Here is a 22341-nt window from a genome sequence, read left to right as displayed (position 1 = left end):
GTCAATTGCTGGGCTGAGCAGCCATCACCAGGACCGGATCGGCGCGATACACGTCGGGGAAGACGCGCTTCAGGTTCTCGACCTTCGGCAAATCATTGAGGACAATGTAGGGATGGGTTGGGTTCCGGGTGAGGAAGTCCTGGTGATAGCCCTCGGCCGGATAGAAGGTGCGGCCCTGCTCGATCGTGGTGACGATCGCATCGCCGAAGATATGCGCCCGATTGAGCTGGTCGATATAGGCCTTGGCCACCCGCGCCTGCTGATCATTCATCGGAAAGATCGCTGAGCGATATTGGGTGCCGGTGTCCGGTCCCTGATAGTTGAGCTGGGTCGGGTCATGGGCGACCGAGAAATAGATCTGCAGGATCTCGCCATAGCTGATCCTGCTCGGATCGAAGGTGATCTGCACGGATTCGGCGTGGCTGGTCGCGCCGGTGCTCACCATCTCGTACTGGGCGGTGTCCGCTTGGCCGCCGGCGTAACCGGAAACAGCGCGAGTCACGCCGGCGACGTGTTGGAAGACGCCCTGCACGCCCCAGAAGCATCCGCCGGCCAGCACCGCAGTCTCCGCGGTCGACTGTGTCGGCTGCTCGTCGACTGCCGGCGCGGGTATCACGCGGGCATTCCCGGCCACGGACGGTTCCGCCCACGACGCCAGTGCGAAAAACCCGACGACAGCCGCGATGCCAGTCAACGACCTGATACGCAGAAATATTCGCCAATTCAATTGTGACATTGTCCGTCTCCCCGTTCAGGCCGTGGCAGGCTTGAAGACCAACGCAACGCCGTTCATGCAATAGCGCAGACCCGTCGGTTGCGGACCATCGTTGAACACATGGCCAAGATGGCCGCCACAGCGGTGGCACTGGACCTCCGTCCGGACCATGAAGAAGCTGGTATCCTCGGTCTCGTTGACTGCATTGTCGAGCGGCGCCCAGAAGCTCGGCCAGCCGGTGCCGCTGTCGAACTTTGTCGTCGATGAAAAAAGATCCAGGCCGCAGCCGGCGCAGGCGAAAGCGCCACGCCGCTCTTCGTGCAGAAGCGGGCTGCTGAAAGGCGGCTCCGTTGCGCCCTCCCGCAGTACTGCATATTGCTCCGGTGTCAGCAGCCTGCGCCACTCGTCATCGCTGTGGACAATTTCGAAAACCTGGTTGGCCTGGGGCGCACGAATCCACCAACGCTGCGCCGCTGCCGCAGTGACCGCAGCCATCGCGCCTCCCGCCAAAAGCCATCGCCTGGTGATCATGGCAAAGAACCTTTCGGATCACAGATTCGATCGCAGCCGGCTATCCCTATCTAGTGACTGTGATCTCGCTATGTCAGCACGCGACCGGCGATGGTCACGCACCTGTGAAATAAACACGGCGGCATGACGCAATGCTCCCGGGGCTTGCCGAATGGGCCGGTCCTCGAAATGCGCGATCGTTGCAGGGCGGCCGCGCGCTGGGGCATGCTGGCCCGCATGATCGTGCTGTTCACGGATTTTGGCCTGCACGGCCCTTACACCGGGCAGATGAAGGCGGTGCTCCACCAGAGCGCACCGGGCATACCCATTATCGACCTGTTCGCCGATGCGCCAGCCGGCAATCCCAAGGCCTCAGCCTACCTGCTGGCGGCCTATGACGATTGGTTCCAGGCGGGCTCCGTCTTTGTCTGTGTCGTCGACCCCGGCGTGGGTGGGCCGCGACCACCCATCATCGTCGAAGCCGATGGTCGTTGGTATGTCGGCCCCGGCAATGGCCTCTTCGAGTTGGTGCAGCGTCGTGCTGGGGACAAGCAGAGTTGGGACATCGACTGGAAACCCGAACGGCTCTCCGCCAGCTTTCACGGGCGCGACTTGTTCGCACCGGTCGCGGGCATGCTGGCGCGGGGCGAGCCGCCGCCCGGGCGGCCACGCACGGAAGGCGCGGAGCGCCGGCCGGACTGGCCCGATGATCTCGGCGAGATCATCTACATTGATCACTACGGCAACGCCATGACAGGCATCAGGGCCGCGCACCTGGCTCCCGGCACACGCTTGGCCGTCGCCGGCCGCGTGCTGCAGCCCGCGCGGACCTTCGGCGACTTGCCGCCCGGCGGCGCATTCTGGTACGAAAACTCCAACGGCCTGGCGGAGATCGCCGTCAACCAGGGCCGGGCGGACCGCGGCCTCGGCCTGTCAATCGGCAGCCCCGTCGGGTTCCTTTCTTGAACCCCACTACACGCAAGACGAGGTCCTGCTGGTCGTCGACGATTTTCTAGCCGCCTCCCCGCCTGGGCAGCGAGCGGGGCGCTCACTGCACTCCTGCCGCAGGTTCAACTTCGCTCCGTTGTGAGACCGCAGTCAGCGCCAAACGCAAGCCGAACCAGAGTGTCCACAGCGACATAACCAGCGATGCCGCGACCCAGATGAAGCTGCCCACGGTGATGCCGAACCACATGCCCAGGGGCCAGCCGAGGAAGGCTCCAATCCCGGCGACGACTGCAACGTACGACGCCCAGGCCGGTGTGGCTCGGCGAGCGGTCTGCGCCTCGTTGCCGGCGATGACGGCAACGGCTAACGCCAGGAACATAAAACCAGTGGCCTTTCCCTCGGAAAATGCCCACCAGGCCTCGAAAGTTGGCGTGTCCCCGGCAGCGGCGGCGGTAGCGACTACGGTGGCCTCGGCAACGGCGGTCGTCATAGTCCAGAGCGCGCCAATAGTAAGCACGCCCCAGGCAGACATCGTCCACCACGCCTCGGTCAGTCGCGACTTGGCCACCAGCACGATGAGACCTGTCAGCGCGAACAGCGATAGCGATGCCGCGGAAGCCCAATGGACGATCGCCCATCGGACGGGCCCATCGGCGATGACGCCCATCTGCTGACTCATGTCAGGATGGATCGGCCCATGGCCGACCAGCGCAGCTGCCAATAGCGGAGAGGCGATCGCAAGCCAAACTCCTGCTACCCGCGTTCCTTCTTCTGCATGTACCATGGAGACCTCGCATACTGTGATGGTCCCATGGCCCCGTCTAACGGCAAGTTCAAAGGGCGGTCAAGGCGGTCAAAGACCGGAACGGGTATTCGTTACTAGGTGCGGCACCACTGGCCTGACCTGCGCACGAATTCACCTTTGTTTCGTGTGTAATGGCGTTCTTGAATGGGCGCCAGCTCCATCCCAGCTCTGCGCCATGGCACGTAAGCCACGGAAACAAAGCACCGAAGGACCGAAGCCTCAAGGCTCCCGCAGCGATCGGCTGGTCGGCGCCAACACGCGCGTCGCACAGCAGGTGCGAAAGATCCTTCGCACGCATTACGCCAGCAAATACCGCGTCCGCTGAGGGGCCGGCTGCGCCGCGCGGAACAGGCACGCCTGGTGCCGCAGGCGTATTGACTCCCGCACCGGCTCCGTGGAATATATATTCCAAGAAAATGAAAACAGAGGCGCAAACATTCCGCGCCCGTTGGGAGGAAGGGTGGGCCGCCCGCCGAAATCGGCGAAATGGCTCGTTCCTATTGCGGAGGCTGCGACCGGCTTGCAGCCCGCGCGCGGTCAAGAACCCGGACTCCAGGCGACGGATGGCTCCTGGCCCGCCCAGCGGCGCCGGGAGAAGGTGCGCTTCCAACGCGTCGGCCATCGCCGTGATGGCGGCTCACATGCGACAGGAGGATAAGCACGTGAAGACCGGAATCATTCGAAGAGCCCTACTCGCGGCAGCGTTGACGCTGCCCCTGGTTGGCTTCGCCACCACCGCCAGCGCCGAAGGCGAGCGCTTCGTCTTCGTCAGCCATGCGCCGGATTCGGATTCGTGGTGGAACACGATCAAGAACGCGCTGAAGAACGCCGAGAAGGATCTCGGCGTGAAGGTCGAGTATCGCAACCCCTCGACCGGCGACATCGCCGACATGGCGCGCATCATCGAGCAGGCGACCGCGTCCAACCCGACCGGCATCATCAGCACGATCGCTGACTACGGCGTCCTGGAAGGTCCGCTCAAGGCCGCCCTCGCCAAGGGCATTCCCGTCCTGACCGTCAATTCCGGCACGGCCGAAGAGTCGAAGAAGATCGGCGCGCTGATGCATATCGGCCAGCCGGAATACGACGCGGGCAAGGGTGCCGGCGAACGCGCGAAAGAAGCCGGAGTGACGAAGTTCGTGTGCGTCAACCACTACATCACCAACACGGCCTCGGTTGAGCGCTGCCAGGGTTATGCTGACGCGCTGGGCGTCAAGCTCGGCAGCCAGATGCTCGATTCCGGCCAGGACCCGACCGAGGTCTATAACCGTGTGAAGGCCTATCTGACCGCCAATCCCGATACCGACGGCATTCTAACGCTCGGCCCGAATTCGGCCGATCCGGTGATCAAGCTGCTGCGCGACACCTCGTCCGCCCAGAAGTACAAGAGCTTCATCACCTTCGACCTCGACAGCGACATCTCGCAGGCGATCAAGGACGGCATCATGGACGCCGCCATTGATCAGCAGCCCTATCTCCAGGGCTACCTGCCTGTGGTGCTGCTCACGCAACATGCGCGCTATGGCGTGATGCCGGCCAACAACATCAACACCGGTCCCGGCTTCGTCACCAAGGCCAACATCGAGTTGGTCGAGAAGCTCGCCGGCGAGTATCGCTAGGCGCAGCGGTCGCCGGCGGGCGCGAGCCCGCCGGCATCTCTCCACATCCGCGTGGGCGCCTTGCGCCCGCCATGCCACATCTCGCAGGACACGAGCGCATATGGCAGAGCAGTCCACAGCCACTCCAGATCGCAAACCCGCCGCCACCATCGGCGACGAGCGTCTGGCGCACCAGTCGCCGATCCAACGCCTGATGGCCCGGCCGGCGCTCGGTGCGTTTGCCGGCGTCGTGCTCGTCTTCGCCTTCTTCGGTGCAACGGCCGGCAATACCGGCATGTTCGCCGCCGATGGCATGATGAGCTGGGCGACGGTCAGTGCCCAGCTCATGATCGTGGCGATTGGCGCGGCGCTCTTGATGATTGGCGGCGAGTTCGACCTCTCGGTCGGTTCGATGATCGGTTTTGCCGGGATGATGATGGCCCTGCCCACCGTCTATTTCGGCTGGCCCGTCGAGCTTAGCGTACTCTTCGCCTTCGCGGGCGCGCTCGGCATCGGCTTCCTCAACGGCCTGATCACGGTTCGCACTGGCCTGCCGTCCTTCATTGTCACCTTGGCTTCGCTCTATATCCTACGCGGCTTGACCATCGCGTTGTCTGTTCTGTTCTCCAACCGCACGATCGTCTCCGGCGTCAAGGAAGCCGCGGGCGACAGCTTCGTCACCTGGCTCTTTGCCGGGACGGTCGGCAATTCGTTCTTCGTCTGGCTCGCCGGCAACAACCTGATTGATCGCCTGCCGAACGGCGAGCCGATCGTCAACGGCATACCGATGGTGATCGTCTGGGCGCTGGCGCTGGCGATCGCTGCGCACATCATCCTGACCAAGACCAGGGTGGGCAATTGGATCTTCGGCGCCGGCGGCGATGCCAATGCGGCGCGCAATGTCGGCGTGCCGGTGAACCGGGTGAAGATCTCGCTTTTCATGTTCACCGCGTTCTGCGCGACGGTCTACGCCGCCTGCCAGGTGTTCGAGTTCGGCTCGGCCGCCTCCGACCGCGGCCTGCTCAAGGAGTTCGAGGCAATCATCGCCGCGGTGATCGGCGGCTGCCTCCTGACCGGCGGCTACGGCTCGATCATTGGCGCCATGTTCGGCGCGCTGATCTTCGGCGTCGTGCAGCAGGGCATCCTCTACACCGGCGTGCCCAACGACTGGTTCCGCGTCTTCCTCGGCACGATGCTGCTGGTGGCCGTGCTGTTCAACAACATGATCCGGCGCAGGGTGACGGCAGAGCGATGACAGAGAGATGACAGCCACCGATATACGCCCCATTGCGCCCACCCCGCAGCCGGGACGGGCGCTGATCGAGGTCCACAACCTCGTGAAGCATTTCGGGCCGGTGATCGCGCTGGCCGGTGTTTCGCTTACCCTCCATGCGGGCGAGGTGCACTGCCTGCTCGGCGACAATGGCGCCGGCAAATCGACACTGATCAAGACACTCTCGGGGGTATTCCGTCCCACCAATGGCGATTTCATGGTCGAAGGCGAGCAGGTTTCCTTCGGCAGCCCGCGCGACGCGCTCGATCGCGGCATTGCGACGGTCTACCAGGATCTGGCGATGATCCCGTTGCTCTCGATCACCCGCAACTTCTTCCTGGGACGCGAGCCGGTGAAGTGGCGCGTCGGCCCGTTCTCCTTCATCGACATGGAGCATGCCGACCAGATCGCACGCGAGGAGATGCGCCAGATCGGCATCAACGTGCGTGATCCGCAGCAGCACGTCGGCACGCTGTCCGGTGGCGAGCGCCAGTGCGTCGCCATCGCGCGCGCGGTCCATTTCGGCGCCAAGGTGTTGATCCTCGACGAGCCGACCTCAGCGCTCGGCGTCGCCCAGACCTCGATGGTCCTGAAATATGTCCGCCAACTGCGGCAGAAGGGGCTGGGGATCATCTTCATCACGCACAACGTCCGCCACGCCTACGCCGTCGGCGACCGCTTCACGATCCTCAACCGCGGCAAGACGCTCGGCACGTTCAAGAAGTCGGAGATCACGCTGGACCGGCTGCAGATCATGATGGCCGGCGACAAGGAGCTCCAGCAGCTCGACGAGGAGCTGGGCGGAACCGTCTGAGAGATGCGGGCGCGAAGGCGCGGTCATCGCACTTAGGCAACCGAGCATCATTCCCCTCCCCCACACTGGGGGAGGGTCAGGGTGGGGAAGAGAGCGATAACTGTCCCCACCGAAACGCGGCTTCCCCTTCCCTAACCTCCCCAATTTGGAGGAGGAGATCGCAGCGCGCGTTCTTCATATGCGATAGCCCTTGGCGCCCGGAGAAGGGCCGCCGTCACCCCTTCCGCCGGTGCAGCTGTAGGCCGACCTCGTCGTTGGCGGCCTGCTCCTTGCGGCGTTCGGCGAGGCGCTGGCGCTGCTCGCGGTTCTTCACGGTCTGCTCGGTCTTCTTGAGCTCGGAGAAGGCCTCGGTGATCTGCTCGCGCAGCTTCTCCAGCTCGCCGCGCAGGTCGTGCAGCGATTTGTCGAGCCGTTCGCGGCGGCCCTTCATCATCTGCCGATAGCCGGGCAGCTGACGCTGCAGCTCGATATTGGCGCGCGAGGCTTCGATTTCGCGCTCGACCTGGTCGTCGAGCTTGTTGATGTCCTGCACCAGCCGCTCGATCAGCAGCTCGAGATCGCTGGCCTGGCGCCGCTTCTCGTCCAGCGTCCAGCGCTGCAGCCGTATCAGCTGGTCGAGCCCGCTCACGAGATCACCTTGGGCCCGATCTTGCCAATCTTGGCCGGTGGCTCGGCATCAGGATGCGGCAGGCCGACAATGTCGGCGAGCAGGTTGTAGCCGGTCTGAAGGTCGGTCCGGTCGGACCGCCTCTGGCCGAGGAATATCTCGAGCGGCTCGAATAGCCGGATCGCCTCGTCCACCTGCGGGTCGGTGCCCTTGCGGTAGGCGCCGAGGCGGATCAGCTCCGCCATATCCTCGTAGACCGACAGATGCTGGCGCGCGCGCCGCACGATCTCCGTCTCCGCGTCGGTGTTGCAGTTCGGCATGGTGCGCGAGAGCGATCGCAGCACATTGACCGCTGGATAGCGGCCGCGCTCCGCTATGCTGCGTTCCAGCACGATGTGGCCGTCGAGGATGCCGCGCACCGCATCGGCGACCGGCTCGTTGTGATCGTCACCCTCGACCAAGACCGTGAAGAGCCCCGTGATGCTGCCGGATCCGGAAAGGCCCGGTCCAGCGCGCTCCAGGAGGCGCGGCAGCTCCGCGAAGGTGGAAGGCGTATAGCCCTTGCTCGCCGGCGGCTCGCCGACCGACAGGCCGATCTCCCGCATCGCCATCGCGAAGCGCGTGACGCTGTCCATCATGCACAGCACGTGGTCACCCTGGTCGCGGAAATATTCGGCGACCGTCAAGCTCATCTGCGCCGCCTGGCGGCGCATCAAGGGCGATTCATCCGACGTCGCCACCACGATGACACTGCGCGCCAGGCCCTCCGGACCAAGCTCGTCCTCGATGAACTCCTGCACCTCGCGGCCGCGCTCACCGATCAGGCCGATGACGTTGACGTCGAGCGAGGCATAGCGCGCCATCATCGACAGCAGCACCGACTTGCCGACGCCCGAGGCGGCGAAGATGCCCATGCGCTGCCCGCGGCAGCACGTCGCGAACGTGTTGATCGAGCGGACGCCGAGATCGATCTTCTCGCCGACCCGGCCACGAGCATGCGCTGGCGGTGGGACATTGCGGATCCGCATCGGGATCTTACCGGCAGGCAGCGGCCCCTTGCCGTCGATCGGCTCGCCCAGCGCGTTGATCACCCGGCCGAGCCAGGCGCGACTCGGCCACGCCACCGGATCGTTCTCGACCACGATGGCCTTGCTGCCCAGCCCGACGCCTTCCAGCGCGCCGAAGGCCAGAGCCAGGGCACGGCCGTTCCGGAAACCGACCACCTCGCAACCGATCCGGCGATTGGCCCGGTCAAGCAGGTCGCAGCGCGCCCCGATGGCGAGCGATCCATCGATGCCGGCGATCTCCACCAGCATGCCAAGGATCGCCGCGACGCGGCCGTAGACGCGTCGGTCGGGGATTCGCTCAATGTCGTGCAGGATGTCTTCGATTGGGAGCGCGTGCGCCATGCCCCAAATTGCCCAAGTTGCCCCAGTAAGTGTGACCCTCGCCTGCGACTCTAGCCAAACGTGATTAACCAGCGGTTAAAGTTAAGCTCAGGCGTGCTACAAATTCCCGGAGAGTTATCAATGAGTTAACTACCGAAAATGAGATGTAGACCGAACTGGCGGGCTGTGGATAATTGGTGCGCCACCCACGGAAATCTGCGGCTTTCTGCGATCATTGCTTTACTTTCCTGGGGATAAATGGTTAACATTTATCTGTATTAATGTCGTCGTGAGCTATCGCTGGGAGTTTGGGGCCATGCGAGTGTTGCTAGTTGAAGACGATGCCAACACCGCTCAGAGCATCGAACTGATCCTCAAGTCTGAGGGCTACATTGTTGACACGACCGACCTCGGCGAAGACGGGCTCGAGATCGGCAAGCTTTACGATTACGACATCATCATCCTGGATTTGATGCTGCCGGATATCGACGGGTACGAGGTGTTGCGCCGCCTGCGCTCCTCGCGTGTCAATACGCCAATCCTGATCTTGTCCGGTCTATCGGAGCTGGACAATAAGATCAAAGGTCTCGGCTTCGGCGCCGACGATTACCTGACGAAGCCCTTCGACCGGCGCGAGCTGCTGGCGCGCATCCAGGCGATCGTGCGTCGCTCCAAGGGCCATTCGGAATCGGTGATCAAGACCGGCAAGCTGACGGTTAACCTCGACACGCGCACCGTCGAGGTGGAGAACCAGCCGCTGCATCTGACCGGAAAGGAATACGGAATCCTCGAGCTCCTCTCCCTGCGCAAGGGCACGACCCTGACCAAGGAGATGTTCCTCAACCACCTCTATGGTGGGATGGACGAGCCGGAGCTGAAGATCATCGATGTGTTCGTCTGCAAGCTTCGCAAGAAGCTCAGCAATGCTACCGGCGGCGAGAACTACATCGAGACGGTCTGGGGCCGCGGCTACGTGCTGCGGGATCCCGAAGAGGCCCGAACCGGCAACGGCGCCAAGAAGGTCGAAGGCGCCAGCGCTTAGCTCGTCCAACCGATCAAGACAAATCGCCGGGCTTTCGCCCGGCGATGCCATTTTATGGCCTATTCATGGCGAACTGCCGCTCCGTACAGATGATTTCGCTCGATAGCCATACTTCCACCTATTTCGCAGACTGATGTAGTCCGCATGAGAGCATCGCTTCGATACCTGCTGATTGTCCTCGTTCTCAATCTGGATGCTGGGGCGGCCGGGGCCGACGGAACCGGCCTCTGCATCCGGTCGATGCCCGGTCGACCTCCAATCGATGGTCCGGCGGCGAAGGCGGCTGGAACAATCGTCTCACGGCGCAGTCAGGCTATCGCCCCCACTTTCATGGACCTTCCTGCCGGCGGAAAGTTTCCGCTGATCTACGATTTCTTCACCGAGCAATTGGCTGACGGGACGAGACAGAACCATACCTTCTTCTGGCACATCGATCCCGCCGGGGAGGCTGCTTTCGCCTTGCTCCGATCAAAACCAGAGAGCAAAGGATCAAAATGCAAATCGCCGGGCTTTCGCCCGGCGATTTTGTTTGCGATGTCGAGAGGTCTTACCGAGGCGCGCCGGCGGCGGCTGCGATCGGGAAGCTCGGCATCGGCTGGCGCGCGCCGCTGGCGGCGGCGGAGGCAACGCCATAGACGCCGCGCTGGCCCGGCACCATCTGGAACTTGTCGGTGATGCCGAGCACGGTCTCCGCGCCGCCGAGGAAGAGGAACCCGTCCTCCGGCATGACCTTGGCGACACTGTTGAGCACGCGCGTCTTGGTCGGCTGGTCGAAATAGATGAGCACGTTGCGGCAGAACACCACGTCGAACCGGCCGAGCTGCATCGGATCGTGCAGCAGGTTGAACTCGCGATACTGTACCATGCTGCGCAGCTTGGCATTGATCTGCCAGCGGTCGCCGATCTGGGCGAAATACTTCACCAGCATGGTGATGGGCAGGCCGCGTTGCACCTCGAACTGCGAGTACAGGCCTTCCTTGGCGCGCGCCAGGATCTCAGTCGACAGGTCGGTGCCGACGATCTCGATCTTCCAGCCGTTCATCTGCGCTGCCATTTCCGAGAGGATCATGGCCAGCGAATAGGGCTCCTGACCGCTCGAGCAGGCGGCGCTCCAGATCCGGATGGTGCGGCTGGCGGCGCGACTCTTCATGAGAGCCGGCAGCACCAGCTGCTTGAACTGATCGAACGGCTTGGTGTCGCGGAAGAAGAAGGACTCGTTCGTGGTCATCGCCTCGACCACGTCACGGATCACCGCCTCGTCCATCTTGGTCCGGATGACGCGCACCAGATCGTCGAACGTCGGCAGCTTCCACTTGCGCGCGACCGGCAGCAGCCGGCTTTCGAGCAGGTAAGCCTTGTCGTTTGTAAGGACCAGCCCGGAGCGTTCCCGGAGGATCTGGCAGATGAATTCAAAATCGGTCACGGTCATGCAGCCATCCTCGAAATGGCCTTGCGGACATAAGGCCCGATATCGGAAAGCGGCAGCACGGCGCTGCACAGGCCGCTGCTAGCGACGGAACCCGGCATGCCCCACACCACACTGGTCGCTTCATCCTGAGCGGCGATGACGCCGCCGGCCGCCGCGAGTTCCTGGCCGCCTTTCAATCCGTCTTGGCCCATGCCGGTCAGGATCACCGCCAGCACTTTGCCGTTGTACGCCTTCGCGAGCGAACGCAGCATCGGATCCACCGCCGGCCGGCAGAAGTTCTCCGGCGGGTTCTTGTCGAGCCGCAGCACCTTGCGGCCGCCTTCGGCGTGAACCGTCATGTGGAAATCGCCGGGTGCGACATAGATGCGGCCGGGCATCACCGGCTCGCTGTCCTTCGCCTCAGCGGCAGGCATGCCGCTTGCCTGGCCAAGATGCTCGGCCAGAATCGTGGTGAAGGTGGCCGGCATGTGCTGCGTCACGAAAACCGGCAGGTTCGTCACCTTGCCCATCATCTGGAAGACCTTGAACAAGGCCTGCGGCCCGCCGGTCGAAGAGCCGATCGCGATGCAGTCCGGCCGGAACAAGGTCGGCACCTCGCGCAGCTTGATCGGACCCACCGGGAAACGCCGCGCCGCCGGCGCGCTCGGTGCGTCCGTGCCTTGGCGAGCTGCAGAGCCGCGCCGCCGGCGCGCCACCGCGCCCCAGCTCTTCACCTTGGAGATGAGCTCGCGCTTGAAATCCTCGGCAGAATGTATTTCGCCGGTCGAGCTCGGCTTCGGCACGTAGTCTGCGGCGCCCTTGGACAGCGCCTTCATGCTGATGGAGGCACCCTTGAGCGTCAGGGTGGAGGCCATGATGACCTGCATGCCTGGCCGCGCCGCCAGCAGTTGCGGCAGCGCCGTCATACCGTCCATCACCGGCATCTCGATGTCGAGTACCACGACTTCGATGTCGTTGCGGGTGACTTCGTCGATTGCCATCTTGCCGTTCGCGGCAGTGGCGACAACCTTGATCCCGGGATCGCTGTCGAGCGACCGCGACACCAGACCGCGAATGACATGGGAGTCATCCACGACCAAAACGCGAATGGGCGCCGGTCCGGTCGTCGCAGTCCTTGGTACGCCAATCTCCCTCACGCCTGTCTCCCGGCAATACGCACTTCGTGCCCTGTCCCAGCCGCACTCGGTCAGATCAGGCCGACCTGGGTGAACTTGGATTCGATGATTTCGCTATCGAACGGCTTCATGATGTATTCGTTGGCGCCCGCGCCGATCGCTTCCTGGATGTGGGCGATGTCATTCTCGGTCGTGCAGAACACCACGATCGGAGTCTGCCCGCCTTCCGCCTTGCGCAGCTCGCGCAGGAAGTCGATGCCGCTCATCACCGGCATATTCCAGTCGAGCAGGATGGCGTCCGGCATGCGCCTGAGGCACACATCCATGGCCTTGCGACCATCTTCGGCTTCCTCGATCTCGAAGTTGAGACCTTCGAGGATCTTACGCGCGACCATTCGAACGACCTTCGAATCGTCGACGACAAGACAGCTCTTCATCGTTCTGCTCCGTACATATCCCCGGCCGTGCTATGCAACGTCCTTGTGGCCACCGAAATTCAGCAGCGAGCCGACCGACAACACGACCAGCAATGCGCCGTTGAGGCGGTAAATGCCGTCCGAGAACTCGCGCAGGCGCGCGTTCAAGGTCGGCGGATTGCGCTGATAATCCTTCATGTTGAGACTGAGCACCTCGCCCACCGAATCGACCAGCAGGCTGTAAAGCTCGCCTTCGTATTCGACCACCACCGACATCGGCGGCTTGCCGTCTTCCTTCTTTGGCATGCCGAGGCGCAGCCGCACGTCAATGGCGGTCACGATCCGACCGCGCAGGTTGAGTGAGCCTGCGACCTCCGGCGGCGCCAGCGGCACGCGCGTGATCTGCTGCGAGCCCAGCACGTCCTGAACGTTGAGCACCGGGATGCCGAACATCTGCGACCCGATCGACATCGTCACGTAGTCGCGATGGTCCTCGGACCCGATGGTCGTGGCGCCCTCGGTCAAGGTGGTGGTTGAACTCATGCTGCGCCCCTCATCTCGGACAGGGTGGAATTGAGCGTGTGGACCAGGCCGTCGCGGTCATACTTGGCGACGTAATCGTCGAACCCGACCGAGCGGCCCTTCTCGAGGTTGTGCGGCGAGGCATGAGAGGACAGAGCGACGATCGGGACGTTGTGCCACCGGCCGCTGCGCTTCACCATCTCGCAGAACTCGAAGCCGGACATGCCGGGCATCTCGATGTCGCTGACGATGATGTCGAACTCTTCGCCCGCTTCGCACAGCATCAGGGCGCGATCCGGGCTGTCGACTGCCGTCACCTCGAAGCCGGCGGCGGAAAGCTGCGGGGCCAGCAGGTTGCGGAAGAAGGCGCTGTCGTCCACCAGCAGCAGGCGCTTGTGCAACTTGCCGGTTTGGTCGCGGTCGTGCGAGCCGAACCAGTCGGCGTAGGCCTGACGCAGATAGTAGCCGGTGTCGATGATCTCGGTCGCCTGGCCGGCCACCACTGCGCTGCCGATGCGGCCGGGCAGTTCGGCGCCGAGCTCGACATTGAGCCGCGCTTCGACGATGTCGACGATCTGATCGACCATCAGGCCCATCGAGTGCTCATCGTCCTGGAACACCAGCACCGGCTGGCGCTGGCCTTCGGCCGCCATCTCCTGGCTCGGATCCATGTGGATCAGTGGCATCAGCTGGCCGCGATACTGCACGACCCAGCGCCCGTTGGAGGTCTCGATCGACTTGCGCTCGATCTCCTCGAGGCGTGCCACCAGGGCCAGCGGAACCGCCTTCGGCGCGCCGCCGCCGGCGCGGAACAGGAGCAGTGGAACTTTTTCGTCGCTGTGGCCGCGGGACTTGGTCGCCATCGTATCGGCACCGCTGTTCTCGGCAACGCCGGTCTGGCCGGAGTGCGACGCGATGCCGTTTGGATCTAGGATCATAATGACGCTGCCGTCGCCCAGGATTGTGTTGCCGGAGAACATCTCGATGTCGCGCAGGATCGGCGCGACCGGCTTCACGACGATTTCCTCGGTATCGAACACCCGGTCGACCATGATGCCGAAGCTATAGGTGCCGACCTGGGTCACGACGATGAACGTATCGTCCTCCGACTTCACTTCATTGGTATCGAGCCGCAGCAGCTTGCGCAGCGACACCAGCGGCAGCAGGCGGTTACGCAGGCGCAGCACCGGCGTGTCCTTGATACGCTCGACCTTCAGCTCGCCGTTGGTGGTGGCGCGAACCAGCTCGACCACGCTGATCTGCGGGATCGCGAAGCGCTCGCCCGCACACTCGACGATGAGGGCCGAAACGATCGCCAGGGTGAGCGGGATCTTGATGATGAAGGTCGTGCCCCTGCCAGCCGTCGAGCGCATCTCGACGGTGCCGCCGATCTTCTCGATATTGGTCTTGACCACGTCCATGCCGACGCCGCGGCCAGAGACGCTGGTCACCTTCGCGGCGGTCGAGAATCCGGCCTTGAACACATATTGCTGGATCTGCTGCTCGCTCATCTGCTCCAGCTCGGACTCGCTGGCCAGGCCGTTCTGCAGGATCTTCGCCTTGATCCTGTCGATCGCGAGACCGCGGCCGTCGTCGCTGATCTCGATGATGATATGGCCGCCCTCGTGATAGGCGTTGAGCGTGACCTTGCCAGTTTCTGGCTTGCCCGCGCGGCGCCGGTCTTCCGGACCCTCCAGCCCGTGGTCGGCCGAGTTGCGCACCATGTGGGTCAGCGGGTCCTTGATCATCTCGAGGACCTGGCGATCGAGCTCGGTATCCTGGCCGATCATGACCAGCTCGATCTTCTTCTTCAGTTCGTGGCTGAGATCGCGCACCAGGCGCGGCAGCTTCGACCACGCATTGCCGATCGGCTGCATGCGCGTCTTCATGACGCCTTCCTGCAGCTCCGACGTAACGTGGTTGAGACGCTGCAGCGGGCCGGCGAATTCGCTGTCCTTTTGCTTGCGTAGGATCTGCAGCACCTGGTTGCGGGTGAGCACCAGCTCGCTCACCATCGTCATCAGGTTCTCGAGCAGCTCGACGTTGACGCGGATGCTCTGGTTGGCGACCGCGCTGTCCTTCGCTTCGGAGACTTCGCTTTTCGCCGGCGCGGCAGCCGCCATCACGGCAGCGGCAGCAGCCTTGCTCGGAGCGGGCGCTGGCTCGGCTTCCGGTGCGGCCGCGGCTTCGACCGCAGACGGCTCGGCAGCGGCGTGCGCGGCGGCATTGGTCGGACTGGAGCCGGCTTCGGCCCGGCCCATGATTTCATCGCGGCTGGCATAGACGATTGCCATGATCATCGCTGCCAGATGCGCGGGCACTTCAAGCGCATTCAGCGCGGCCTGCATGTGGCCGGCGAACGCGTCGAAGTGCGAATCGTCCATGCCCTTGCCGACGGCGGCGGCGTGCGGGCACTTGAGGTCGACCTTGCCGAACGCGTTGGGGCCGCCGCAGACCATTGCGAGATACTCGCGCATGCGGCCCTGCAGCCGGTCCATGTTGACGCCTTCGAAGAAGTGCTTGAGGCGCAGGTCGCCCATGACGCGGGAGAACAAGACCTCCACCACCGCATCGATCGTGCCCATGCCGCCGATCTGGTCGTAGATCGACGGTGTCTTGCCTGACTTCGTTGCCACGGTTTCTGCCTTCGGTTGCGATTTGGGAGCCGACGGTGCTGCCGACGCCACCGGCGCCGCGCCGCCTTCGGCAATGAGATTGAGGCGCTGGATCAGCGCGGAGTCGTCGCCCTCGGGCTCGCTGCCGTTCGCTTCCAGATCACCCATGATGGACCGGATGCGATCGAGGCACTCGAGCACGGCGGTGATTGCTTCCGGGCTCGCCACCAGTTCGCCGTCGCGCAGCTTGCCCAGGATGTTCTCGCCCGCGTGCGCCACCGATTCGAGCCGCGGCAGGCCGAGGAAACCGCAGGTGCCCTTCACCGTGTGAACCAGCCGAAAGATGTTGCCGAGCAGTTCCATGTCGTTCGGGTTCTGCTCGAGCTTCACCAGCTCGACATCCAGAACGGCGAGGTTCTCAGAGGTTTCCGTCAGGAACTCACTCAGCAGATCATCCATAGTGCAGGCTCTTGAGCTGGTTGGTTGTTTCGCTCGCCCACACGTGAGCAGACAGGCGCGCGACACTGCCTGCAGCGTTACCGAAAACGATTAATTTAAGGTGAACCCGGCCTATGCCGGATGGCGGACCCGACTACCGGGAAGTAGCGAGAATCCCTAGGATTCCTGGCGCCGACTGAGTGATCGCGAGGGTCATACCCAGGCGTTGTGCGAAGGCCGCCGATACATACGGAAGGATATTGTGAGCCGTCAGGTCTTCCGGCTGAAGATTGCGATTGATCGCGCGCCCGAACTCTTCCGACCAAGCGATCTGCTGGCCCATGCAGTCCAGCTCGATCGTCCCGTTCCCCAACTGGGGCGAACGAACTTGCAGGTTGATCGTGCCGCCGCGCGGCAGGCTCTCGGCACCCAGGATGATGAGATTGAGGGTGAGCTTGCCATAGCCTGCGGGAACAGAGTTCGACTCCGGCAGCTCGCCCGTGGACAATTGGGCTTTTCCGTTCTGCAGGAATTCCTTAGCCAGCGCGACGGCTTCGCGCGGCCCGAAGGTCTGCTGGTTGCCGGCGTTCCCCAGGGCGCTGCGATAGACCTGCAGGAGCACGCTGGCCCGCTTGGCGCTGCGCTGTGCCAGGGCGGCCGCCTCCTCCCTTAGCGCCGCGTCTTCCTCCTCCTCCAGCAGTTCTAGACCGTTATTGACGGCCCCGATCGGGCTGATCACGTCATGACAAAGCTTGGAGCAGGCCAGTTCCAGTGCACGCAGGTGGATATCCATGCCAAAGCCCTTGTTTTCGTTAGGCCGTAATAAGACGGCCGGCCTTTGAGTATCTAGTCCCGATCCTGGCGGGAAAGCGTATATGCTTCGTTACACATTGGCGGTTTTGGGGCAAGGCTGGGTCCGCCGGGACACAGGGAAATGAACGTGACATGAATGAATCCGTTGACCGGCTGGCGCCTGGAACCTTCGTCCGCTCTCCAGCCAATCCGGATTGGGGGCTGGGCCAGGTGCAGTCTGCTATCGGCGACAAGGTCACAGTCAATTTTGAGCACCGCGGCAAGCTGGTGCTGAACCTCGCCGCCGCCCCGTTAATTGTGGTGGATACTCCAGGTTCAGAAACCGGCAACAGGTAGCGGAGGGAATGGTTCCCATGGCGGCGACGGGACGGTTCATCGAGGACCTGACTTGGCCGGAGGTCGCTGAAGCCTTCAAGGCGGATGTGCCGGTCGTCCTCCCGATCGGCGCGGCGTCCAAGGAGCATGGGCGCCATCTGCCGATGAAGGCCGATTGGCTGCTGGCCCGCGCCCTGATAGAAGGCATCGCGGGACGGTTGCCCGTTCTGATCGCCCCCATCGTGCCGTTCGGCTACTACCCGGTCTTCCGCGCCTATCCCGGCAGCCAGCATGTAACAGCCGACACCTTCGTGCGGCTGCTGACGGAGTTGCTCGAGGGATTGATCGATCAGGGTGCACGACGCATCGCAATCATGAATACCGGAGTCTCGACCGAAGGGCCGGTCGGGCTGGCGACGCGCGGCATTCTCGAGCGTCGTGGCATCGCGATCGGAGTTGCCGACATCCGCCGCCTCGGCCGCAAGGCGGACCATTTGCTTCAGCAGAAGGTCGGCAGCCATGCCGATGAGCGCGAGACGTCGGTGATGCTCGCGATCGCGCCCGAACTGGTGCGCATGGATCAGGCGCGCGCCGACTACGGCAAGGGGCCGCCGGCAGGCGTTTTTACAACGCCGACGACGATGCAGAGCACGGACCCGAGTGCCGCCGATTACAGTGAAACCGGCGCTTTCGGCGATCCGACGTTGGCGAGCACAGCGAAAGGCCAATTCATTCTGGAAGCGATGATCGAGGATCTGGTCGCTGGCCTTGTCGCACTCTTCCCCGACCTTCAGCCCACGCGATAACGCACGGGCATCGCCACAATAGCCCATCGGCATTTTTGTTCTGGCGCGGGAAGGCGCATCTTCTGATGCGTGAAACGGGCTCTCCTGTCCCTGATCCCCAAGGCCCGCTCTCACGCGTACCCTCCCTCCCCTAAGACGAGGCCGCCCGGGCTCCCCCCACCCGGGCGGCGTCGATATGATTTAATTCCACGAGACAGGCCTATAGAAACGTGGCCTGCCATCGCCTCGGTTCGCATGCGTATGGTGCAATGGTTGAATAGGTGGTGTCGGATAGACGCGCGGTTGGACCGCCGATAGTATTCTGCGGGGTACGGGTCGGGAACTCGACCGCATGATCGAGCAGCACATCCCACGCCGCTTGGCCGCCATTCTTGCGGCCGATGTTGTCGGCTATTGCCGGCTCATGGAACAGGACGAGCGCGGCACGCTCGCCGCTCTCAAGGCACGGCGAAATCAGATCCTTGAGCCTCTCGTGGCCGAACATCACGGCCGCATCTTCAAGCTCATGGGGGATGGTGTGCTGGTCGAGTTCGGCAGCGCGGTACACGCGGTGGAATGCGCAATTGCGCTGCAGCGCGCTATGACCGTTGCCAATGACGCACTTCCCGAGGATCGTCGGATCGTGCTCCGCATCGGCATCAGCTTGGGCGACATTATGATCGAGGGCAGCGATCTATATGGCGACACCGTCAATGTCGCCGCCCGGCTGCAAGGGCTCGCGCAGCCGGGCGCAATTCTTCTCTCCGCCACCGTACACGACTATGTCAGAGGCAAGATTAACGTGGCGTTCGACGATCTCGGCGCTGCCAACCTCAGGAATCTCGTCGAGCCCGTGCGCCTCTACCGCGTGGCGGATGTTGGTGGCGCGAATGTCGCGGCTCGCCATCCGACGATCGGCAAGCCTTCCATCGCCGTCATGCCGTTTGTGAATCTGAGCGGCGACCCCGAACAGGAATATTTCAGCGACGGCATCACCGAAGAACTTATCACTTCACTCGCATTCTGGCGGTCATTTCCCGTGATCGCCCGCAGTTCGACCTTCACATACAAGGGCAAGGCGATCGACGTGACGCGCATTGCCCGTGAACTGGGCGCGCGATATATCGTCGAGGGAAGCGTTCGCCGGTCCAGCGGCCAGATTCGTGTCACGGCGCAGATGATCGATGGCCGGTCAGGCCACCACGTTTGGGCCGCCCGGTACGACTGCGTTCCGGATGACATTTTCGCGCTTCAGGATCAGCTGGCACATCGTATCGCCGCCACGATCGTGCCGGAGCTGGAACGACTGGAGATCAAGCGCGCCTGTCACAAGCGCCCTGCTGATCTTGACGCGTGGGACCTCTATCTCCGCGGACTATCCTTCCTGCAGTCCTTCACGCGCGAAGGCAACGCTCAGGCGAGAGATATGTTCGAACGGGCTATCGCGCTTGATTCCGAATATGCCGACGCATATGCCGGCCTCGCTGTCAGCTATCATCGCGATCTGCTGCTGGAGTGCGCCGCCGACCGAAATGCTGCTATCGAGAAGTCAGCCTCGGCTTCTCACCGCGCGGTCGCGTTGGATCCAGCTTCGTCCAACGCACATGCGGCACTTGCCACAGCATACCTCTGGCGCAACGAGCACGCGCTCTCGCTCGACGAGGCGCGGCGCGCGCTCGAACTCAATCCGAGCGACGCCCAGGTCCTTCACGCGTGGGGCAACAAGGCGGACCTCGCCGGTGACCCCGAAGGCCTGCCGGCGATGGAGCAGGCGCAAAAGCTCAACCCGCAGGATCCCGACAGGCACTCCCATCTCTGCTTTCTGGCCCGCGCCTACGTAAATGCCCGCCGCTACGAGGAGGCGGTGGCGTGCGCCCGGGCCGCGATCGAGCGGCAGCCGAGCTATCCTCACGCCCAGTTCGTCCTCGCTATTGCCCTCGGACACCTCGGCCGGGCGGCTGATGCGCGTGCCGCCCTGGACCGGTGCAGTGCCCTTCACCCCGGATTTATCGCGGGCCGGACCAACTGGCGGCCCTATCTATCTGATGCTGCCAATGAGCATCTGCGCGACGGGCTGCGGAAGATCGGCTTCCAGATCGATGCCGGGTAATCGGCGTACGCCCACCCAGCTGTCGCGGAGAGACCGTATATGAGGGGCACCGCCCGGCTGGTAAGCCGAGCGGCAGTTTCCTCGAGAGAAGTGAAAAACGAGGCTTCGGTTACGCGGGCTGCTCGCCTTCGGTCGGACCTTGGGGACGGTTCTTGCGCTCGGCCATGAACTGGTCGAACTCGGCCTTGTCCTTGGCTTTGCGCAGGCGGTCGAGGAAGCCGCGAAACTCCTTCTCTTCCTCTTCCAGCCGCTTGAGCGTTTCGGCGCGATACTCATCGAAGGCCGCATTGCCGCTCGACCCGCTCCAGGGGCTCCGCCGCCAGTTTTCGCGCCAACGCTCCATCCGTTCCTGTCGGCCGTACCAACGGCCGTGACCACCGCAGCCCATGCGTCCGCTCCATATCAAGTAAGCCAACAATGCCAGGCCGATCGGCCAAGCGATGATGAAGGTCAGGACCAGCAGGGCAATCCAAGCCGGCTTGCCCATCTCGTCCATCCGAGCAGCAAAGCCCATCAGGATATCCTCTTACACCACGTGGATGTGAATGTTAATTACATTAACATAAATGGCACCAGCAAGGCTTTCTGTCAAGCGGTGCGGCCCGAAAATCGAAAATTGTGATCCGCTTTGTCCGCCCAGCCTACTTCCCGCCGGTGAGCCCGAGCCCGCGCAGATAGACCAGGATGGCCGCCTCAAGCAGGTCCTCCGGCAGCATCGGCAGCTTGCGGCGCCCGGGATCGCCGCGCGCGAAGAGCGACGCGATTCCGTGCGCCAATGCCCAGATGTGGAGGCTCATCATGAGGGCCGGCGGCCGGCTCTCCTTGGGCATGTGGGCGCTGAGCGCCTCGGCCGCGCTGCGCAAGACGGCGAACGCGTCGTCCGCCGCCTGTTGCAGCCCGGGCGTCGAATCCATGGCAATGCCGGCTTCGAACATCGCCGAGTAGTGCGCCGGCTCGCTGCGCGCAAAAGCAAGATAGGCCCGCCCCACCGCTTCGAACGCGACATAGGGGTTGGGCTTGCCGTCGTTCCAGGCCTTCTGCAAGGAATCGCGGAACAGCTCGAAACCGCGCTTGGCGATGTCCGCCATCAGCGCGTCGCGATCCCGGAAGTGGCGATAGGGGGCCGCGGAACTCACGCCGGCCGCCCGCGCCGCGTCGGCAAAGGTGAAGCCGGCCGGCCCCTTCTCGCCGATAAGATTGAGCGCCGCCCGGATCAGCGCCTCGCGCAGATTGCCGTGGTGGTAGCCCTTACGGCCCTCGGATCCATCTTTCGACCATCCCATGTGAATGGGTCTTACATGAAGTCCTGGCGGAAAGCGATTGCTCAGATGTCGGGATAGAGCGCCGCCAAGCGGTCTGCCTCCGCCAGCTGCTCGGGCGTGTTGGCGTTGAAGAACGGATCGATGGGGTTGGCGGGGAAGGCAGCGATGGCACGTCGGAAGCGCCTGGTCCAGGCATCGACCTTGTGCAGATCCTCCCTCACCAGTGCATCGCGCAGCGCCTGCCGCAGTCTCACGGGCCAGAGGCCGACGACCGGATAGGTCTGCACGCCGCTCGCGGCCGTGACCAGCTCGGCATCGTCAGCCACGAGAGTCTCGGCGAGCCGCTTCACCAGATCGCGCGGCACGAACGGCCCATCCGCGGGCACCGTCACGATATGCCGCGCGTGCGGGTGATGGGCCTCGGCCCATTCAAGTCCCGCCAACACGCCGGCGAGCGGCCCGGCGAAGTCCGGAACACTGTCCGGCGCCATGGGCAGCCCGTACGGCCCAAACCGCACCGGATCGCCATTCGCGTTCAGTACCAGCGCATCCACCTGCGGCCGCACACGCTCAGTAACGCGTGCGAGGATGGGCTTACCGGCCACCTCCAGCAGGCATTTGTCGCCGCCGCCCATGCGCTCGGCACGCCCGCCCGCCAGGATGACGCCGACAATCGGGCCGATTTTGCTGTCCGGCATTGTTCCTCCTATCCTGCCAGAACTGTCGCTTAAGCGCCGTTCCGACGCAAATGCATCGAATCCCTACGTTTTTTGAGGAGGAAATCCGCGCAGGGGATCGCTATATTCACTGGGATATGACGG

Annotated in this window: 22 protein-coding genes; 8 read left to right on the top strand and 14 right to left on the bottom strand. The window is 63.6% G+C overall.

Annotated features, from left to right (window positions below; translation table 11 throughout):
* Position 1: 1 nt before the first annotated feature.
* On the bottom strand, positions 2-634 hold the full coding sequence (msrA, locus tag DTX69_RS12635) for a peptide-methionine (S)-S-oxide reductase MsrA (RefSeq protein WP_284735727.1): 633 nt from the start codon (positions 632-634) through the stop codon (positions 2-4).
* 117 nt (positions 635-751) lie between these two features.
* A complete protein-coding gene (gene msrB / locus DTX69_RS12630; RefSeq protein WP_284735726.1) occupies positions 752-1210 on the bottom strand; it encodes a peptide-methionine (R)-S-oxide reductase MsrB in 459 nt (152 codons plus the stop codon).
* A 204-nt stretch (positions 1211-1414) separates the two neighbouring features.
* Between msrB and DTX69_RS12625 the strand changes: the two genes are divergently transcribed.
* Complete coding sequence (locus DTX69_RS12625; RefSeq protein WP_322090889.1) at positions 1415-2191, top strand: SAM hydrolase/SAM-dependent halogenase family protein; 777 nt, start codon at positions 1415-1417, stop codon at positions 2189-2191.
* Positions 2192-2273: 82 nt separating this feature from the next.
* Here the strand turns inward: DTX69_RS12625 and DTX69_RS12620 are convergent, their stop codons facing one another.
* Positions 2274-2957, bottom strand: coding sequence for a hypothetical protein (locus DTX69_RS12620; RefSeq protein ID WP_162917118.1), 684 nt, complete (start codon positions 2955-2957; stop codon positions 2274-2276).
* A gap of 662 nt (positions 2958-3619) precedes the next feature.
* On the opposite strand from DTX69_RS12620, the gene DTX69_RS12615 reads away from it, so the two are divergent.
* The 3 genes from DTX69_RS12615 to DTX69_RS12605 all read left to right on the top strand — a co-directional run bounded on the left by DTX69_RS12615 (position 3620) and on the right by DTX69_RS12605 (position 6663).
* Entirely contained in the window at positions 3620-4597 is a 978-nt protein-coding gene (locus tag DTX69_RS12615) for a sugar ABC transporter substrate-binding protein (RefSeq protein WP_119301902.1), read from the top strand.
* A 100-nt stretch (positions 4598-4697) separates the two neighbouring features.
* Positions 4698-5831: an ABC transporter permease gene (locus tag DTX69_RS12610; protein ID WP_119301901.1), complete on the top strand. Its 1134-nt coding sequence runs from the start codon at positions 4698-4700 to the stop codon at positions 5829-5831.
* Between the two features lie 7 nt (positions 5832-5838).
* Entirely contained in the window at positions 5839-6663 is an 825-nt protein-coding gene (locus DTX69_RS12605) for an ATP-binding cassette domain-containing protein (RefSeq protein ID WP_119301900.1), read from the top strand.
* Between the two features lie 214 nt (positions 6664-6877).
* Here DTX69_RS12605 and DTX69_RS12600 read toward each other — a convergent pair whose 3' ends face one another.
* A complete protein-coding gene (locus tag DTX69_RS12600) occupies positions 6878-7291 on the bottom strand; it encodes a flagellar FliJ family protein (RefSeq protein ID WP_119301899.1) in 414 nt (137 codons plus the stop codon).
* Entirely contained in the window at positions 7288-8679 is a 1392-nt protein-coding gene (gene fliI, locus DTX69_RS12595) for a flagellar protein export ATPase FliI (protein WP_119301898.1), read from the bottom strand. Before fliI ends, DTX69_RS12600 begins: the two co-directional genes overlap by 4 nt.
* Positions 8680-8974: 295 nt before the next feature.
* On the opposite strand from fliI, the gene ctrA reads away from it, so the two are divergent.
* Positions 8975-9700: a response regulator transcription factor CtrA gene (ctrA, locus tag DTX69_RS12590; protein WP_119301897.1), complete on the top strand. Its 726-nt coding sequence runs from the start codon at positions 8975-8977 to the stop codon at positions 9698-9700.
* A 547-nt stretch (positions 9701-10247) separates the two neighbouring features.
* On the opposite strand, the gene DTX69_RS12585 is transcribed toward ctrA, so the two are convergent.
* From DTX69_RS12585 to DTX69_RS12560, 6 genes are all read right to left on the bottom strand, one after another.
* Positions 10248-11129: a CheR family methyltransferase gene (locus tag DTX69_RS12585; protein WP_119301896.1), complete on the bottom strand. Its 882-nt coding sequence runs from the start codon at positions 11127-11129 to the stop codon at positions 10248-10250.
* Positions 11126-12265, bottom strand: a complete 1140-nt coding sequence (locus DTX69_RS12580) for a protein-glutamate methylesterase/protein-glutamine glutaminase (RefSeq protein ID WP_284735725.1) — start codon at positions 12263-12265, stop codon at positions 11126-11128. The genes DTX69_RS12585 and DTX69_RS12580 overlap by 4 nt, the downstream gene beginning before the upstream one ends.
* A 50-nt stretch (positions 12266-12315) precedes the next feature.
* A complete protein-coding gene (locus DTX69_RS12575) occupies positions 12316-12681 on the bottom strand; it encodes a response regulator (protein ID WP_119301894.1) in 366 nt (121 codons plus the stop codon).
* 30 nt (positions 12682-12711) lie between these two features.
* Positions 12712-13203 (bottom strand): chemotaxis protein CheW, encoded by a 492-nt coding sequence (locus DTX69_RS12570; protein WP_119301893.1) that lies wholly within the window; start codon positions 13201-13203, stop codon positions 12712-12714.
* Positions 13200-16256 carry a chemotaxis protein CheW gene (locus DTX69_RS12565; RefSeq protein WP_119301892.1) on the bottom strand — a complete coding sequence of 1019 codons (3057 nt, stop codon included), beginning with the start codon at positions 16254-16256 and terminating at the stop codon, positions 13200-13202. The genes DTX69_RS12570 and DTX69_RS12565 overlap by 4 nt, the downstream gene beginning before the upstream one ends.
* A gap of 133 nt (positions 16257-16389) precedes the next feature.
* Positions 16390-17028 carry a histidine phosphotransferase family protein gene (locus DTX69_RS12560; protein WP_119301891.1) on the bottom strand — a complete coding sequence of 213 codons (639 nt, stop codon included), beginning with the start codon at positions 17026-17028 and terminating at the stop codon, positions 16390-16392.
* Between the two features lie 152 nt (positions 17029-17180).
* Here DTX69_RS12560 and DTX69_RS12555 point away from each other — a divergent pair, with 152 nt between their 5' ends.
* The 3 genes from DTX69_RS12555 (at position 17181) to DTX69_RS12545 (ending at position 20258) form a co-directional block, all read left to right on the top strand.
* Positions 17181-17384, top strand: coding sequence for a DUF3553 domain-containing protein (locus DTX69_RS12555; protein ID WP_119301890.1), 204 nt, complete (start codon positions 17181-17183; stop codon positions 17382-17384).
* A gap of 17 nt (positions 17385-17401) precedes the next feature.
* Positions 17402-18169: a creatininase family protein gene (locus DTX69_RS12550; protein WP_162917117.1), complete on the top strand. Its 768-nt coding sequence runs from the start codon at positions 17402-17404 to the stop codon at positions 18167-18169.
* A gap of 331 nt (positions 18170-18500) precedes the next feature.
* Positions 18501-20258 (top strand): adenylate/guanylate cyclase domain-containing protein, encoded by a 1758-nt coding sequence (locus tag DTX69_RS12545; RefSeq protein WP_119301888.1) that lies wholly within the window; start codon positions 18501-18503, stop codon positions 20256-20258.
* Positions 20259-20367: 109 nt separating this feature from the next.
* Here DTX69_RS12545 and DTX69_RS12540 read toward each other — a convergent pair whose 3' ends face one another.
* The 3 genes from DTX69_RS12540 to mobA form a co-directional block, all read right to left on the bottom strand.
* Complete coding sequence (locus DTX69_RS12540) at positions 20368-20772, bottom strand: DUF2852 domain-containing protein (protein WP_119301887.1); 405 nt, start codon at positions 20770-20772, stop codon at positions 20368-20370.
* A gap of 127 nt (positions 20773-20899) precedes the next feature.
* Positions 20900-21541 carry a TetR/AcrR family transcriptional regulator gene (locus DTX69_RS12535; RefSeq protein WP_119301886.1) on the bottom strand — a complete coding sequence of 214 codons (642 nt, stop codon included), beginning with the start codon at positions 21539-21541 and terminating at the stop codon, positions 20900-20902.
* 41 nt (positions 21542-21582) lie between these two features.
* On the bottom strand, positions 21583-22218 hold the full coding sequence (gene mobA, locus DTX69_RS12530; RefSeq protein ID WP_119301885.1) for a molybdenum cofactor guanylyltransferase MobA: 636 nt from the start codon (positions 22216-22218) through the stop codon (positions 21583-21585).
* Between the last annotated feature and the right edge of the window lie 123 nt (positions 22219-22341).

Source organism: Dongia deserti (genome assembly GCF_003574735.1).
Lineage (GTDB): Bacteria > Pseudomonadota > Alphaproteobacteria > Dongiales > Dongiaceae > Dongia_A > Dongia_A deserti.
This window is presented reverse-complemented; position numbering and strand designations above follow the sequence as displayed.

Excerpts from the sequence above, each read along its gene's own strand:
- msrB (WP_284735726.1), bottom strand. The coding sequence starts at position 1,210 with ATGGCTGCGGTCACTGCGGCAGCGGCGCAGCGTTGGTGGATTCGTGCG.
- DTX69_RS12625 (WP_322090889.1), top strand. The coding sequence starts at position 1,415 with ATGCGCGATCGTTGCAGGGCGGCCGCGCGCTGGGGCATGCTGGCCCGC.
- DTX69_RS12620 (WP_162917118.1), bottom strand. The coding sequence starts at position 2,957 with ATGGTACATGCAGAAGAAGGAACGCGGGTAGCAGGAGTTTGGCTTGCG.
- DTX69_RS12615 (WP_119301902.1), top strand. The coding sequence starts at position 3,620 with ATGCGACAGGAGGATAAGCACGTGAAGACCGGAATCATTCGAAGAGCC.
- DTX69_RS12610 (WP_119301901.1), top strand. The coding sequence starts at position 4,698 with ATGGCAGAGCAGTCCACAGCCACTCCAGATCGCAAACCCGCCGCCACC.
- DTX69_RS12605 (WP_119301900.1), top strand. The coding sequence starts at position 5,839 with ATGACAGCCACCGATATACGCCCCATTGCGCCCACCCCGCAGCCGGGA.
- fliI (WP_119301898.1), bottom strand. The coding sequence starts at position 8,679 with ATGGCGCACGCGCTCCCAATCGAAGACATCCTGCACGACATTGAGCGA.
- ctrA (WP_119301897.1), top strand. The coding sequence starts at position 8,975 with ATGCGAGTGTTGCTAGTTGAAGACGATGCCAACACCGCTCAGAGCATC.
- DTX69_RS12585 (WP_119301896.1), bottom strand. The coding sequence starts at position 11,129 with ATGACCGTGACCGATTTTGAATTCATCTGCCAGATCCTCCGGGAACGC.
- DTX69_RS12575 (WP_119301894.1), bottom strand. The coding sequence starts at position 12,681 with ATGAAGAGCTGTCTTGTCGTCGACGATTCGAAGGTCGTTCGAATGGTC.
- DTX69_RS12570 (WP_119301893.1), bottom strand. The coding sequence starts at position 13,203 with ATGAGTTCAACCACCACCTTGACCGAGGGCGCCACGACCATCGGGTCC.
- DTX69_RS12565 (WP_119301892.1), bottom strand. The coding sequence starts at position 16,256 with ATGGATGATCTGCTGAGTGAGTTCCTGACGGAAACCTCTGAGAACCTC.
- DTX69_RS12560 (WP_119301891.1), bottom strand. The coding sequence starts at position 17,028 with ATGGATATCCACCTGCGTGCACTGGAACTGGCCTGCTCCAAGCTTTGT.
- DTX69_RS12555 (WP_119301890.1), top strand. The coding sequence starts at position 17,181 with ATGAATGAATCCGTTGACCGGCTGGCGCCTGGAACCTTCGTCCGCTCT.
- DTX69_RS12550 (WP_162917117.1), top strand. The coding sequence starts at position 17,402 with ATGGCGGCGACGGGACGGTTCATCGAGGACCTGACTTGGCCGGAGGTC.
- DTX69_RS12545 (WP_119301888.1), top strand. The coding sequence starts at position 18,501 with ATGATCGAGCAGCACATCCCACGCCGCTTGGCCGCCATTCTTGCGGCC.
- DTX69_RS12540 (WP_119301887.1), bottom strand. The coding sequence starts at position 20,772 with ATGGGCTTTGCTGCTCGGATGGACGAGATGGGCAAGCCGGCTTGGATT.
- DTX69_RS12535 (WP_119301886.1), bottom strand. The coding sequence starts at position 21,541 with ATGGGATGGTCGAAAGATGGATCCGAGGGCCGTAAGGGCTACCACCAC.
- mobA (WP_119301885.1), bottom strand. The coding sequence starts at position 22,218 with ATGCCGGACAGCAAAATCGGCCCGATTGTCGGCGTCATCCTGGCGGGC.